Origin of the sequence: Neisseria elongata subsp. elongata (genome assembly GCF_900113545.1) — a bacterium.
Lineage (GTDB): Bacteria > Pseudomonadota > Gammaproteobacteria > Burkholderiales > Neisseriaceae > Neisseria > Neisseria elongata.
In genome coordinates this window covers 195,066-209,269 of record NZ_FOPS01000001.1, presented here as the reverse complement: position 1 = coordinate 209,269, position 14,204 = coordinate 195,066, and the positions used below count along the sequence as shown (strand labels likewise).

Annotated in this window: 12 protein-coding genes and 1 tRNA gene; 4 read left to right on the top strand and 9 right to left on the bottom strand. The window is 54.5% G+C overall.

The features are described from left to right. Positions 1 to 32 precede the first annotated feature (32 nt). Positions 33 to 1,202, top strand: a complete 1,170-nt coding sequence (locus tag BM261_RS01085; protein ID WP_074894325.1) for an alpha-hydroxy acid oxidase — start codon at positions 33 to 35, stop codon at positions 1,200 to 1,202. A gap of 128 nt (positions 1,203 to 1,330) precedes the next feature. On the opposite strand, the gene BM261_RS01080 is transcribed toward BM261_RS01085, so the two are convergent. The 3 genes from BM261_RS01080 to mnmA all read right to left on the bottom strand — a co-directional run bounded on the left by BM261_RS01080 (position 1,331) and on the right by mnmA (position 5,503). Then, on the bottom strand, positions 1,331 to 2,368 hold the full coding sequence (locus BM261_RS01080; protein WP_074894323.1) for a histone deacetylase family protein: 1,038 nt from the start codon (positions 2,366 to 2,368) through the stop codon (positions 1,331 to 1,333). A 267-nt stretch (positions 2,369 to 2,635) separates the two neighbouring features. Next, positions 2,636 to 4,321, bottom strand: coding sequence for an AMP-binding protein (locus BM261_RS01075; protein ID WP_074894321.1), 1,686 nt, complete (start codon positions 4,319 to 4,321; stop codon positions 2,636 to 2,638). 78 nt (positions 4,322 to 4,399) lie between these two features. Then, on the bottom strand, positions 4,400 to 5,503 hold the full coding sequence (mnmA, locus tag BM261_RS01070; RefSeq protein ID WP_074894319.1) for a tRNA 2-thiouridine(34) synthase MnmA: 1,104 nt from the start codon (positions 5,501 to 5,503) through the stop codon (positions 4,400 to 4,402). A gap of 174 nt (positions 5,504 to 5,677) precedes the next feature. Between mnmA and BM261_RS01065 the strand changes: the two genes are divergently transcribed. Beyond that, a tRNA-Ile gene (locus BM261_RS01065) sits at positions 5,678 to 5,753 on the top strand. Between the two features lie 256 nt (positions 5,754 to 6,009). Here BM261_RS01065 and pntB read toward each other — a convergent pair. Then, entirely contained in the window at positions 6,010 to 7,395 is a 1,386-nt protein-coding gene (gene pntB / locus BM261_RS01060; RefSeq protein ID WP_074894317.1) for a Re/Si-specific NAD(P)(+) transhydrogenase subunit beta, read from the bottom strand. A 98-nt stretch (positions 7,396 to 7,493) separates the two neighbouring features. Then, a complete protein-coding gene (locus tag BM261_RS01055) occupies positions 7,494 to 9,035 on the bottom strand; it encodes a Re/Si-specific NAD(P)(+) transhydrogenase subunit alpha (RefSeq protein ID WP_074894315.1) in 1,542 nt (513 codons plus the stop codon). Between the two features lie 289 nt (positions 9,036 to 9,324). Between BM261_RS01055 and gloA the strand changes: the two genes are divergently transcribed. Further along, a complete protein-coding gene (gloA, locus tag BM261_RS01050; protein ID WP_049248450.1) occupies positions 9,325 to 9,732 on the top strand; it encodes a lactoylglutathione lyase in 408 nt (135 codons plus the stop codon). 85 nt (positions 9,733 to 9,817) lie between these two features. Here gloA and serS read toward each other — a convergent pair whose 3' ends face one another. From serS to BM261_RS01035, 3 genes are all read right to left on the bottom strand, one after another. Next, complete coding sequence (gene serS / locus BM261_RS01045; RefSeq protein WP_074894313.1) at positions 9,818 to 11,110, bottom strand: serine--tRNA ligase; 1,293 nt, start codon at positions 11,108 to 11,110, stop codon at positions 9,818 to 9,820. 122 nt (positions 11,111 to 11,232) lie between these two features. Further along, positions 11,233 to 12,645: an SLC13 family permease gene (locus BM261_RS01040; RefSeq protein WP_074894311.1), complete on the bottom strand. Its 1,413-nt coding sequence runs from the start codon at positions 12,643 to 12,645 to the stop codon at positions 11,233 to 11,235. A gap of 179 nt (positions 12,646 to 12,824) precedes the next feature. Continuing rightward, positions 12,825 to 13,268 carry a DUF6882 domain-containing protein gene (locus BM261_RS01035; RefSeq protein WP_074894309.1) on the bottom strand — a complete coding sequence of 148 codons (444 nt, stop codon included), beginning with the start codon at positions 13,266 to 13,268 and terminating at the stop codon, positions 12,825 to 12,827. 24 nt (positions 13,269 to 13,292) lie between these two features. Here BM261_RS01035 and BM261_RS12610 point away from each other — a divergent pair, with 24 nt between their 5' ends. Beyond that, entirely contained in the window at positions 13,293 to 13,580 is a 288-nt protein-coding gene (locus BM261_RS12610) for a hypothetical protein (RefSeq protein ID WP_174888218.1), read from the top strand. On the opposite strand, the gene BM261_RS01030 is transcribed toward BM261_RS12610, so the two are convergent. Continuing rightward, complete coding sequence (locus BM261_RS01030; protein ID WP_003770536.1) at positions 13,550 to 14,044, bottom strand: hypothetical protein; 495 nt, start codon at positions 14,042 to 14,044, stop codon at positions 13,550 to 13,552. The two genes, BM261_RS12610 and BM261_RS01030, sit on opposite strands and share 31 nt — an antisense overlap. Positions 14,045 to 14,204: the final 160 nt, after the last annotated feature.

Sequence of the window (14,204 nt, the reverse complement as noted above, 5' to 3'; positions counted from 1 at the left end):
TTGGATTTAAGCCGATAAGAAGGAAGGAAAATATGCGTGATTTAAGCAAAATGACCTGCATTGAGGATTTGCGCCGTGTGGCGAAATTCAAAATGCCGAAGATGTTTTACGACTACATTGATTCTGGCTCGTGGACGCAAACCACTTACCGTGCCAATACCGCCGATTTTATCCCGATTCAGTTTCGGCAGAAGGTTTTGGTGGACATGGAGGGGCGTTCTTTGGCGGCCAAGATGATCGGGCAGGATGTCAAAATGCCGCTGGCCATCGCGCCGACGGGTTTTACCGGTATGGCTTGGGCGGACGGCGAAATCCATGCGGCGCGGGCGGCGGAGAAATTCGGCGTGCCGTTTTCATTGTCCACGATGTCGATTTGTTCGATTGAAGATGTGGCTGAAAATACTTCCGCGCCGTTTTGGTTTCAGCTTTATGTGATGCGCGACCGCGAATTTATGGAAAATCTGATTAAGCGGGCGCAGGCGGCAAAATGCTCGGCGTTGATTCTGACTGCGGACTTGCAGGTTTTGGGACAACGCCATAAGGATATTAAAAACGGTTTGTCCGCGCCGCCCAAACCGACGTTGTTAAACTGCATCAATCTGGCGATGAAATGGGAATGGTGTTGGAATATGTTGCATACCGAACGGAGAACTTTCCGCAATATCGTCGGCCATGCGAAAAACGTCGGCGATTTGTCTTCGCTGTCTTCGTGGACTTCCGAACAGTTCGACCCGCGCCTGAGCTGGGACGATGTTGCCCGAATTAAGGATTTGTGGGGCGGCAAGCTGATTATTAAAGGGATTATGGAACCTGAAGATGCGGAGTTGGCGGTCAAACACGGGGCGGATGCGATTGTGGTGTCCAATCACGGCGGCCGTCAGTTGGACGGTGCGCCTTCGTCTATTCATGCATTGCCTGATATCGTACAGGTAGTTGGCAGCCGGACCGAAGTGTGGCTGGACAGCGGCATCCGCAGCGGGCAGGATATGCTGAAGGCTTGGGCGATGGGCGCGCGCGGCTTTATGACGGGCAGGGCGTTTTTATACGGACTGGGTGCGTACGGCGAAGATGGCGTGCGCCGCGCTTTGGAGATTATGTATAACGAAATGGATATTACGATGGCGTTTACCGGCCACCGCAATCTGCATGATGTGGATAAAAATATATTGGTGGAAGGCACTTATCCGCAGCCCGCGCGCTGATTACCTGTGTTGTTGTGTCTAGTTCGCAGGATTTTCCGCAAATAGAGTGTGCCGCATTCGCAGAATGATGAGGGTTGCAGAAGTTGCGGATAGCCGATATTGACTGTTCAGGCCGTCTGAAAGTTTTTTCAGACGGCCTGATTTTTCTCTTCTTCCTGTTTCAACAGCTGCTCATATTCGACGGCGCAGGGCGGCTTTCCCAGTCCGGCGAGTACGTACAAATGGGCGGCGGCGGCGGCGGCCAGCGAGGGCGGGTGATAGCCGCCTTCGAGGACGGAAACGATTTTCCCGCCGCATTGCGGGGCGGTTTGCATGATTTTATGCGTCAGCCAGGCGTAGTCGGCCTCGTGCAGGCGCGTGTCGCCGAGGGGGTCGTCGCGGTGTGCGTCGAAACCGGCGGAGAGCAGGATCAGTTGCGGTTTGAAGGCACGCAGGCGCGGCAGCCATTCGTTGCGGACGGTATGGCGGAATTCGCGGCTGCCGCAGCGTTCGGACAGGGCCGCATTGAAACAGTTGCTGTTTTGCGGCAAGGAATGGTTATCGTAGGGGTACAGCCTGTTTTGACTCAAGCCCAGCAGCAGGATGTTGGGTTGTCCGTGCAGGATTTCTTCGCTGCCGTCTCCTCTGTGCACATCGAAATCCAGTACGGCGACCCGTTGCAGGTGGTGCCGTGAAACGGCGTGCATGGCGGCAACGGCCGTGTGGTTGATGAGGCAGAAGCTGCCGCTTTGTTTGCTTTTGGCATGATGTCCGGGCGGGCGGGTGGCGCAAAAGGCGTTACGTATTTTGCCGGCCAAGACGAAATCGACGGCTTTTATTACGGTGCCTGCGGCGATTCTGGCGGCTTCCAATGCGTTGTCGGTTAAAACGGTGTCGTCGTCGATGCGGCGTATTTTGCCTGTTTGAGGCTGCATACCTTCCAGCCGGAAGAGGTAGCTGCGCGAGTGGGCGAGTGCGATTTGACTGTCGGTTGCCTCTTTTCCCTGAATCTGCAACAGGTGCGGCCAGATGCCCTGACGGCGCAGTTCGGCCTCGACGGCGGCCACGCGTTCTGGGCTGTCGGGGTGTTTCGGCGGCCGGTAGGCATGCATCGTCGGGTGGTCAAACCAGCCGAGGCGCAAAGGGTGGCCGAACAGGCGGCGCAACCGCTGGGGAAGGAGGAGCATGATTTATTTTTCGGCAGTCTGGTAGGGAAGGCGGCACGACGGTTGTGGCCGTCTGAAAAAAGAAGCCGGATTGTAATCAAATTAGAGTAGTTTGTCAGATTTGGGGCGCGGATAAGGATAGGCCGTCTGAAAACGGTATCGGGTTGAAACGAGACAAACCCGCAGGATATTTATCTGCGGGTCTGTTGTCCTGCACCGTCAGGGATTCAATCCCTGAAGGTTGGCACAGTTGTGTTGCTTCGTGTTTTCAGACGGCCTTCGGCGATATTAGGCGGATGCCGCGTTTTGTTCCGCTTCTTTGCGCAGTTCGCGGCGCAGGATTTTGCCTACGTTGGACTTGGGTAGTTCGTCGCGGAATTCGATGTCTTTCGGCACTTTATAGGCGGTCAGCTCGGTGCGGCAGAAGGCGATGAGCTCTTCCTCGGTCAGCGATTCGTCTTTTTTTACTATAAACAGTTTCAATGCTTCGCCGGTTTTCGGGCTTGAAACGCCAATGCAGGCGGCTTCTAAAACTTTCGGGTGCGAGGCGGCAACATCTTCGACTTCGTTCGGATAGACGTTGAAGCCGGAGACGACAATCAGGTCTTTTTTGCGGTCTACCAGTTTGAACCAGCCTTTTTCGTCCATGACGGCGATGTCGCCTGTGGCAAGGAAGCAGCGCGAATCCAGTACTTTAGCCGTTTCTTCGGGGCGGTTCCAATAGCCTTTCATCACTTGCGGGCCGCGTATCCACATTTCGCCCGGTTGTCCTTGTGCCACTTCGTTGCCGTCGGCATCGCGCAGTTCGATTTCGGTGGAGGGGATGGGCAGGCCGATGCCGCCGGTGTAGGCGGGGATGTTTAGAGGGTTGGCGCATACGCCGGGGCTGGCTTCGGTCAGGCCGTAGGCTTCGACGATGGGCGTGCCGGTGATGTTTTTCCATTTTTCGGCAACGGCTTTTTGAGTCGCCATACCGCCGCCCAAAGTCAGGCGCAGGTTGGAGAAATCGACGGTGGCGAAGTCGGGCTGGTTCACCATGCCGTTAAACAGGGTGTTGACGCCGACAAAGACGCTGACGCGCTCTTTTTTCATGTCGCCGATAAAACTTTTCATGTCGCGCGGGTTGGTAATCAGGATGATTTTGGAACCGGCCTGGGTAAAAATCATCAGATTTACGGTCAGCGCGAAGATGTGGTAGAGCGGCAGCGCGGCGATGACGGTTTCTTTGCCGGGCCGGAGCAAATTGACAATCCATTCGGCCGCCTGCTGCATATTGGAGCAGATGTTGCCGTGGCTGAGTATGGCACCTTTGGCCACGCCGGTCGTGCCGCCCGTGTATTGCAGCAGCGCGGTGTCTTCGCGGGTCAGGGTAACGGGGCGGAAGGTGTGCGCCGCGCCTTCTTTCAAGGCCGTCTGAAAAGGGATGGTGTCGGAAATGCGGTATTCGGGCACCATTTTTTTGATTTTGCGCAGGACGAAATTCATCAGCGTGCCTTTGAAGAAACCGAACATTTCTCCTACGGAGGCGACGATGACGTGTTTGATTTGCGTGCGCGGCAGCACCAGCTCCAGCGTGTTGGCAAAATTTTCCAAAACGATGATGGTGGTCGCGCCGCTGTCTTTCAACTGATGCTCCAGCTCGCGCGGGGTGTAGAGCGGATTAGTGTTCACCGCCACCAGCCCCGCCTGCAGGATGCCGAAAAGCGCAATCGGGTATTGCAGCAGGTTGGGCAGCATAATCGCCACGCGCTCGCCGCGCGGCAGCTTCAGGACGTTTTGCAGATAGGAGGCGAAATCTTCCGCCAGCTTGCCGACTTCGGCGTAAGTGAGCGTTTTGCCCATGTTTTGAAACGCGGGTTGGTGCGCGAATTTTTCCACGCTTTGGCGGAATACGTCGGGGATGGATTGGTAGAGTGTCTCGTCGATTTCGGTTTTTACGCCTTTTTCATAGCTGTCGAGCCAGGGCTTTTCCATAATGTTCGCTTTCTAGGTTGAGGCCGTCTGAAACGTTTTGGCGAAATGCGCCAATCGGTTTTCAGACGGCCTGATGTTTTATCGGGTGATGATGACGGGCTTGTCTGTGGACATGATAATGCCGCCGCCCAAGCAGACATCGCCGTCGTACAGCACGGCGGATTGACCGGGCGTTACCGCCCATTGCGGTTCGTCGAACACCAGCTCGACCGTGTCATCGTCCAGATAACGCAATTCGCAGGGCGCGTCCGCCATGCGGTAGCGGGTTTTGCAGGTGTAGCGCCCTTCTTTCGGGCGTTCGGGCAGGGTGAAACTCAAATCGTTCATAACGAGGCTGCGGGTATAGAGCAGCGGATGGTCATGACCTTGTACGACGATGAGTTCGTTTTTCGTCAAATCCTTCGCGGCAACAAACCACGGTTCGCCCGCGCCGCCGATACCCAGTCCTTTGCGCTGTCCGAGCGTGTAGAACATCAGCCCGACGTGTTCGCCGACGGTTTTGCCTTCGGGCGTGACCATTTTGCCGTTGTTGGTCGGCAGGTATTTTTGCAGGAACTCGCGGAACGGACGTTCGCCGATGAAGCAGATGCCGGTACTGTCTTTTTTGGCGGCAGTCGGCAAATTGAATTCGGCGGCAAGGCGGCGGACTTCAGGTTTTTCCAAATCGCCCAACGGAAAAATCGCGCGCTCGAGTTGGAAAGGCTTGAGGCGGTAAAGGAAATAGCTTTGGTCTTTATTTTGATCCAAACCTTTAAGCAGGTAATGAGTGCCGTTGCGGACTTCTTTGCGCGCATAGTGTCCGGTGGCAATGGCATCCGCGCCCTGCTCTATGGCATAGTCCAAAAAGCATTTGAATTTGATTTCGGCATTGCACAACACATCCGGATTCGGCGTGCGCCCCGCGCTGTATTCTTTGAGAAAATAGGCGAATACGTTGTCTTTGTATTGGGCGGCAAAATTGACGATGTCGATGTCTATGCCGATGATGTCGGCGACGGCAATGGCATCGAAAGAGTCTTGCTTGATGCTGCAATATTCGTCATTGTCGTCGTCCTCCCAGTTTTGCATAAACACACCGCGCACTTGATAACCCTGCTGTTTGAGCAAGGCGGCGGTTACGGAGGAATCGACACCGCCGGAGAGTCCGACGATGATGTTTTGCTGTGTGTGGTCGATGTTCATGCCTGGGAGGTGGAAATGAGATGAGGATAAGGGGTTAGCAAATTGCTAATTGCGCCAGGATTTTATATTTTCAGACGGCCTTTGTATAGCAGGCCGTCTGAAAATATAAAATCTATGCTTGTTTCAATGCGAATTTAAGGATACAATCGCGCCCTTATTTGTTTTGTTCTAGCCGGGTCTGTAGCTCAGGGGTTAGAGCAGGGGACTCATAATCCCTTGGTCGTGGGTTCGAACCCCACCGGACCCACCATATCTAAGCCGCATGGAATATAGGTTCCGGCGGTTTTTTTGTATCTGAACAATTGGTTTGGCGAATGTCGGCATGATGCAAAGCGGACATGATCGGACTGTTTTCATCTGCCGTATCTTAAATGGGCCGGTTGGCTGCTATTATTGTGAAATTCGAATGACGTGAAAAAATTGCTGCAAGCCTTCATGGATAGGGCTTGCAGCGATTTTGTCCAATCAGACGGATTTAAAATCTTAGCCGAGCTTTTCAGACGGCCTTATTTCTTCAATTCCGCCAAAATCTCGTCAACGGTTTTCTTCGCGTCGCCGAAACACATTACGCTGTTTTCGTTGAAGAACAGCGGGTTTTGTACGCCTGCGTAGCCGGTGTTCATCGAGCGTTTGAAGACGACGACTTCTTTTGCCTTCCACACTTCCAACACGGGCATGCCGGCAATCGGGCTGTTCGGGTCGGTTTGGGCGGCGGGGTTGACGGTGTCGTTTGCGCCGATGACCAGCACTACGTCGGTTTCGGGGAAGTCGTCATTGATTTCGTCCATTTCCAACACGATGTCGTAGGGGACTTTGGCTTCGGCGAGCAGTACGTTCATATGACCGGGCAGGCGGCCGGCGACGGGGTGGATGCCGAAGCGTACTTCGGTGCCGTTTTTACGCAAAAGCTCGGTGATTTCGGCAACGGGGTATTGTGCTTGCGCCACTGCCATGCCGTAGCCCGGGGTGATGATGACGCTGCCGGCGTTGCGCAGCATTTCGGCGACTTCGGCGGGTTTGGCTTCGCGGTATTCGCCGATTTCTTCGCTGCCTGAGGCTGCGGCGGAGCCGTCGGTACCGAAGCCGCCTGCGATGACGGAGATGAAGGAGCGGTTCATGGCTTTACACATGATGTAGGACAGAATCGCGCCGCTGGAACCGACCAGCGCGCCGGTTACGATGAGTAGGTCGTTGGAGAGCATGAAGCCTGCCGCTGCGGCCGCCCAGCCGGAGTAGGAGTTCAGCATGGACACGACCACGGGCATATCCGCGCCGCCGATGGAGGCGACCAAGTGCCAGCCGAATGCGAGGGCGATCAGGGTCATCAGGATCAGGATGAAGCCGCTGCCGTCAACGGATACGAACACCAGCATCAGGATAAAGGATAAAACCAATGCGGCGAGGTTGAGTTTGTGTTTGGCGGGCAGTTGCAACGGCGCGCTGCTGATTTTGCCGTTGAGTTTGCCGAACGCGACCAGCGAGCCGGTAAAGGTTACGGCGCCGATGAAGATGCCCAAATAGACTTCGACCAGATGGATGGTGTGCATATCGTGCGAAACGTTGCCCGGCTCGATATAGCTGTTGAAGCCGACCAAAACCGCCGCCAAGCCGACGAAACTGTGCAGAAGTGCAATCAGTTCGGGCATTTCGGTCATTTCGACTTTTTTGGCTTTGTAGATGCCGACGGCGGCGCCGATCAGCATGGCGATGATGATCCAGCCGAGTCCGTTGGTGTTTTCGGAAAACACGGTAACGAACAAGGCAACCGCCATACCGGCTACGCCGGAATAACAGCCCTGCTTGGCGGTTTCCTGCTTGGACAGCCCCGCCAGCGAGAAGATGAACAGTATCGCGGCTACGATGTACGCCGCTGTAACGAGTCCTGAAGACATGGTGATTCTCCAATTATTTGTGAAAGTAAATGTATTTTGAAACTCGGAGGCCGTCTGAAAACTTGATTCAGACGGCTTTGACAGTCTGAAAACCCGTTTTACCCTTTCCTAAACATATTCAACATCCGGCGCGTTACGAAGAAGCCGCCGAAGATGTTGATGCTGGCAATCAGGATGGCGATGAAGGCCAGCAGGGTAACGAAACCGTTGCCTTGGCTGATTTGCAGCAGTGCGCCGACGACGATGATGCCGGAAATCGCGTTGGTCACGGACATCAGCGGGGTATGCAGCGAGTGGCTGACGTTCCAGACGACGTAGTAGCCGATGACGCAGGAGAGGACGAACACGATAAAGTGGTTCAAAAATGCTTCGGGTGCGACCGCGCCGACCCACAGCACCAATACGGCGGCGATGACGGCGGGCGCGAGTTTTTTCCACAGGGGAACGGGTTTCGGCTCGGGCTTGGCGGCAGGCGCGGCTTTTTCAGACGGCGTTTGCTGCGGCTGGGCGGAAACCTGAATCGGCGGAGGCGGGAAGGTGATTTCGCCGTCGCGGGTAACGGTCATATTTCGGATAATCACGTCTTCGAAGTCCAGCGTGATTTCGCCGTCTTTGTTCGGGCTTAACAGCTTGGTCAGGTTCACCAAGTTGGTGGCGTAAAGCTGGGAAGACTGTCCGGCAAGGCGGTTTGCCATGTCGGTGTAGCCGATGATTTTCACGCCGTTGTCGGTCACGAACAATTCGCCCGGTTTGGTGAGTTCGCAGTTGCCGCCCGTCGCCGCCGCCAAATCGACGATGACGGAGCCGGATTTCATGCTTTCCACCATTTCTTTGGTAATCAGCTTGGGCGCGGGTTTGCCCGGAATGGCGGCGGTGGTGATGATGATGTCCACTTCTTTCGCCTGCTCGGCAAAGAGCTTCATCTCGGCGGCGATAAATTCGTCGCTCATCACTTTGGCGTAGCCGTCGCCGCTGCCGCCCGATTCTTGCGGGAAGTCGAGTTTCAGGAATTTACCGCCCATCGATTCGATTTGTTCCGCCACTTCCAAGCGGGTATCGAACGCGCGCACCACTGCGCCGAGCGAGTTTGCCGTACCGATTGCCGCCAAACCCGCCACACCTGCACCGATCACCAAAACCTGCGCGGGCGGTACTTTGCCGGCGGCAGTAATTTGACCGGTGAAGAAACGACCGAATGCGTTGGCGGCTTCAATTACGGCGCGGTAGCCGCTGATGTTTGCCATCGAAGACAAAGCATCCAAAGCCTGCGCGCGGGAAATGCGGGGAACCATGTCCATCGCCAATACATTGACCTTTTTATCGGCCAGTTTTTTAACCAGTTCTTCGTTTTGGTTCGGATAAAGGAAGCCGACCAAAGTCTGGCCTTCTTTCAGACGGCGGCATTCGTTGCCGTTCGGCGCGTTCAGCTTGTAAATCAGCGGGCATTTCCACACTTCGGCGGCTGCGGCAACTGTTGCCCCCGCTTCTTCATAGGCTGCATCGTCAAAACTCGCGCCCAAGCCTGCGCCGTTTTCCACCACCACGTCGAAGCCCAGTTTCTGCAATTGGGCAACGGTGGCGGGGGTGCAGGCCACACGGGTTTCACCGGCAAGGGACTCTTTTGGGATACCGATTTTCATGTATTGTTTCCTTTCAAATATTCAGGATATGGAAAGCGATAAAAGGCAATTGATGCAGTGGGATTCACGACTGCAAGACCGCCGAAAATTAAGGCATAGCGTTTATCCGAGGATATTGATTAACTTTATAACTGAAAGCCTGAACAGGGGCAACCGCTTTGGCTGAAAAAAACGCATTTCGGCATCGTTTATTGCCGCCCGGCAGCCGCTTGCCGTACAATGTTGCCGCTTGAAGTGCAGGATTGGCAGCACTTTGTCGATTAAACGGATAAAAAAAGGAAACACAATTATGCGTATGCTCCACACTATGCTGCGGGTGGGCGATTTGAAAAAATCGCTCGAGTTTTATCAGGACGTATTGGGGATGCGGTTGCTGCGTCAGAAGGATTATCCCGAAGGACGGTTTACGCTGGCTTTCGTCGGCTACGGCAGCGAGGCTGAAAGTACGGTTTTGGAACTGACCCACAACTGGGATACCGAAAGCTACGATTTGGGCAATGCTTACGGCCACATCGCCATCGAAGTGGACGATGCTTATAAAGCCTGCGAACGTGTGAAAGGGAAGGGCGGGAAAGTCGTACGTGAAGCCGGACCGATGAAGCACGGTTCGACCGTGATTGCCTTTGTGGAGGACCCCGACGGCTATAAAATCGAGTTTATCCAGAAAAATACGGGCAAAGATTCCGTGCAGTATTAAAGGTTGGCAGATTCATGAAGAGAGGCCGTCTGAAAACCCGTTTCAAGGTTTTCAGACGGCCTCTTTATTCGACGGGACGGCTTGCTTATGCTTCCAGTTTTTCCAAACCACCTAAGTAAGGACGCAGGGCGGCGGGGATGTTGATGCTGCCGTCTGCGTTTTGGTGGTTTTCCAAAACGGCCACCAAAGTACGGCCGACTGCCAGGCCGGAGCCGTTCAGGGTGTGTACCAGGCGGTTTTTGCCGTTTTCATCTTTGAAGCGGGCCTTCATGCGGCGGGCTTGGAAGTCTTCGCAGTTGGAACAGCTTGAGATTTCGCGGTAGGTGTTTTGCGCGGGCACCCAAACTTCCAAGTCATACGTTTTGGCCGCACCGAAGCCCATGTCGCCCGTGCAGAGGGTGATGACGCGGTAGGGCAGTTCCAAGGCTTTCAGGATGTTTTCGGCGTGGCCGACCATTTCTTCCAGCGCGTCGTAAGACGTTTCGGGGCGAACGATTTGCACCATTTCCACTTTGTCGAACTGGTGTTGGCGGATCAGGCCGCGCACGTCTTTACCGTGCGAACCGGCTTCGCTGCGGAAGCAGGGGGAATGGGCGGTCAGTTTCAGAGGCAGTTTTTCAGACGGCACGATGCTGTCGCGCACGGTGTTGGTGAGGGTAACTTCGGCGGTAGGGATCAGGTATTGCGTGGTTTTGCTTTCGTCGCCGCCTCGGGTAACGTGGAACAGGTCTTCGCCGAATTTAGGCAGTTGCCCCGTGCCGTAGAGCGTGCTGTCGTTTACGATATAGGGCGTGTAGTGTTCGGTGTAGCCGTGTTGCTGCGTGTGGGTATCGAGCATGAATTGCGCCAGTGCGCGGTGCAGGCGGGCGATTTGGCCTTTCATGACGGTGAAGCGGGAGCCGGAGAGTGCCGCGCCGCCTTCAAAGTCCAAGCCCAAGGGTGCACCCAAATCAACGTGGTCTTTAATGTCGAAATCAAATGTGCGCGGTGTGCCGACGCGGCGCACTTCGACGTTTTCCGTTTCGTCTTTGCCGGCGGGTACGCTTTCATGCGGCAGGTTGGGGATGGCGGACAGCCAGGCTTCGAGTTCTGTCTGCACGGCCTCGAGTTCGGCGGCGGCCTGTTCCAGACCGGTTTTGATTTGTGCCACGGCATTCATGGCCTGTTCAGCTTCTTCGTGTTTGCCTTGGCTTTTGAGCATGCCGATTTTTTTCGATTCGCTGTTGCGCTCGGCCTGCAATTCTTCAGTTTTGACCTGAAGCTGTTTGCGTTTGTTTTCCAGGGCTTCGAAGCGGGCGGTGTCGAATTGGAAACCGCGTGCGGCCAGGCGTGCGGCGACTGCGGCTGTGTCGCTGCGGAGTTGTTGGATGTCTAACATGGGATGTCCGTTGGATGGTTTGTCAAGGAATGTGCGGTATTGTAAACGATTTTACAGCGGCAAAAAACCGAAAGGCCGTCTGAAAGAAGGTTTCAGACGGCCTCTAAGACGGTTTCAGGGTTTTAGCGCAGGAAGAAGTACGCCCACAGTGAAACCAGGACGATGCTGAGGATGTTGAGCAGCATACCAACCCGCAGCATGTCTTTCTGCGTAACCAGCCCCGTGCCGAACACGATGGCATTCGGAGGTGTGGCCACCGGCAGCATAAAGGCACAAGATGCGCCGATACCGATGATGAGTACCATCACTTCTTTCGGCATGCCCATTTGTTCGGCCACGCTGGCAAAAACGGGCACGAGCAAGGCGGCAGAGGCGGTGTTACTGGTAAACTCGGTCAGGAAGATGATGAAGGCGGACACAGCCAGAATCACAATGAACGGATGGGTGGCGACAAAAGCCGAAGCCATTTCGTTACCCAATGCGGCCGACGCACCCGATTTTTGCAACAGGTTGCTCAAGGCAATGCCGCCGCCGAACAGCAGCAATACGCCCCAGTCAGTATTGCGGGCGACTTCGCGCCAGCGCACCACACCGAAAATCACCACTGCAACGGCTGCCGTGAGGGCTACGAACGCATCCGGACTATCAATGCCGAATTGTTTTTTCAGTTTGTCGCCCATTACCCAAGCTACGGCCGCAGTGATGAAAATCAGCATGGCAATCACGCGGTGCATTGTCCATGGAATGTCTTCTTTTTCCACTTTGACACGGTGCGACAGATTAGGCCTTAAGATGACGAACAGAGAAATCAGCATCAGCGGCAACAGTGCCAGCATCATCGGCAGGCCGAATTTCATCCAGCCTGCAAAATCTAAATTCAGGGCTTTGGCGGCGATGGCGTTCGGCGGAGAGCCGACCACGGTACCCAAACCGCCGATGCTGGCGCAATAAGCGATGCCGAGAAGGACGAAGACAAAAGTATTGCGGTCTTTTTCCTTATCCAGATGGCTCATCAGACCCATGGCCAGCGGTAACATCATGGCGGCAGTGGCCGTGTTGCTGATCCACATGGAAAGGAGGGCGGTAACGGCAAACAGGAGGTGCACGGCGATAAAGGTGTTGCCGCGCGAAAGGGAAATCAGCCAAATAGCGATTTTCCGATCCAGCTTCTGCATGTGCAGCGCGGTGGCCAGTGCGAATCCGCCGAAAAAGACATAAATAATCGGGTCGGAAAATCCTGCCAATGCTTGCTTCGTGCCCATTTCGGGAACTTTGAACAAAATGGCGAAAAGCGGCACGATCAATGCGGTTACCGTGATATGCACGGCTTCGGTAAACCACATGATGGCGACAAATGCCAAGATGGTCAGGCCTTTATTGACGTTTTCGTCATAAGGCAGGATTTGATAGAGCACCACGCTGATAATGGTGGCAACGATGGCGATCATCAGGCCTCGGAAATTGGTTATCGGCGCTTGTGCGCTCAATAACTCCACGTTTTCCGGCTGTTGGTCGGTTTGAGGTTTGTTTGTCATGGAAAATCTCTCCTAATGGATTCTTCTTGCCGAAAGCCGAAGCTTCGGTGTGCGCACGATAACATGAATTTACATGAAATGGCAAAAAATTAAAGTAAGGGGATTTTCCAGACATTGCAAATATTATTTCAGACGGCCTTTACAGCGGCTTTGGATGCGTCTGGAGGCCGTCTGAAAAATTATTTTTGCAGTTGGGCAGACAAATCACGAAAGAAGCCGTCTTCAAAATCGGCTTTCAGCACGCTGCCATTGCGTTGCGCCGTGATGCCGATGTGTTTGCCGTTTTCGCTCTGCTCAATTTGATAACCTGCTTGGCGCAGATATTCGGCAACGGCTTCGTGCTGCCGATACAGCACAAACGTTGCCACCATCTCGGGAATGACGACAGTGGCGCGGGCAGGATTCTCGGCGGCCAATGCTTGTTTCAAACGCGGATCGCGCAGGGCAAATACGGCAATGCCCGCATCGTGAAATGCCAAATAATAGCCGTCCGCCTGCGTGATGCCGACGGCAACGGCAGCCACTGCCTCCACGTCGTCCTGTTCCAGTTCAAACGTACGCTCGGTCAGCCACGCAATGCCGTTTTCCTTACCGTATCGTTGCAATGCAAAGCTGTCGCGCACAATGTTTTCGGCAAAATCCTAACCTTGGTTGCACCAAGCCCACAGCCAAGTACCGCCGCACAACACATCCGTCTCACCACCATCGGCATATTGCAATACCTCTCGCCCAGCCTGCAATTCCTGCTCGGCCTCACCGCCTTCCACGAACCGTTCAGCCGTATGCAGTTTGCCGGTTATCTGTGGGTATGGGCGGGCTGTGGGGCGCACGTAAAACAAGGACTACCTGAAAACCGCCGTACCGATTTTCAGGTAGCCTCACATGAGCCGATTCCAAGCCTCCACTATAGTTGGTTTCCAAACCACACCACATAACCGATGGCAAGCAACAGCAACACGATTGCCAGCCAAATAATCGGCGATACTTTCAGCTCTTTGTAGCGCAAACCAATTGCCTTGCAGGCCCGATAGCGCAGGAAAAACGGCAAAAGGGTGTAGGCAAACATCGCGCCCACCGCCAGCCAAAATGAGATTTGCCCCGCCAGCGGCGACAATGAATCCAACACGCCCGCCATCCAAGCAAACAAGGCAAGAAGTGCGGGTATGCCGAGTGTGTATGCCCATATCCGCCGAGCCTGACCCCAATGCACCGGCTGCTTGATGATTTGATAAGTTGCGCCGGAGAGTATGGTCGAATCTATCGACAAAACCCGCGCGCTATATAGTGGAATCAGCGGTATCCATAAAGCCACAATCCACGCCGTGGTAACGTACGTGCCGTCCGGTTCGTAATCGCATTCACCGACAAACGTGGTACCAAACCCATTGAGTGTGAACATACTTTCTCTTTCTTTCGTTTTATAGTGGATTAACTTTAAATCAGTACGGCGTTACCTCGCCTTGCCGTACTGTCTGTACTGTCTGCGGCTTCGTCGCCTTGTCCTGATTTAAAGTTAATCCACTATAACTGATTGCCCCATGGGCTGCCTGAAAACCGCT

Coding starts and splice junctions, on each gene's coding strand:
- BM261_RS01085 (WP_074894325.1), top strand. CDS start 33: ATGCGTGATTTAAGCAAAATGACCTGCATTGAGGATTTGCGCCGTGTG.
- BM261_RS01080 (WP_074894323.1), bottom strand. CDS start 2,368: ATGCTCCTCCTTCCCCAGCGGTTGCGCCGCCTGTTCGGCCACCCTTTG.
- BM261_RS01075 (WP_074894321.1), bottom strand. CDS start 4,321: ATGGAAAAGCCCTGGCTCGACAGCTATGAAAAAGGCGTAAAAACCGAA.
- mnmA (WP_074894319.1), bottom strand. CDS start 5,503: ATGAACATCGACCACACACAGCAAAACATCATCGTCGGACTCTCCGGC.
- pntB (WP_074894317.1), bottom strand. CDS start 7,395: ATGTCTTCAGGACTCGTTACAGCGGCGTACATCGTAGCCGCGATACTG.
- BM261_RS01055 (WP_074894315.1), bottom strand. CDS start 9,035: ATGAAAATCGGTATCCCAAAAGAGTCCCTTGCCGGTGAAACCCGTGTG.
- gloA (WP_049248450.1), top strand. CDS start 9,325: ATGCGTATGCTCCACACTATGCTGCGGGTGGGCGATTTGAAAAAATCG.
- serS (WP_074894313.1), bottom strand. CDS start 11,110: ATGTTAGACATCCAACAACTCCGCAGCGACACAGCCGCAGTCGCCGCA.
- BM261_RS01040 (WP_074894311.1), bottom strand. CDS start 12,645: ATGACAAACAAACCTCAAACCGACCAACAGCCGGAAAACGTGGAGTTA.
- BM261_RS01030 (WP_003770536.1), bottom strand. CDS start 14,044: ATGTTCACACTCAATGGGTTTGGTACCACGTTTGTCGGTGAATGCGAT.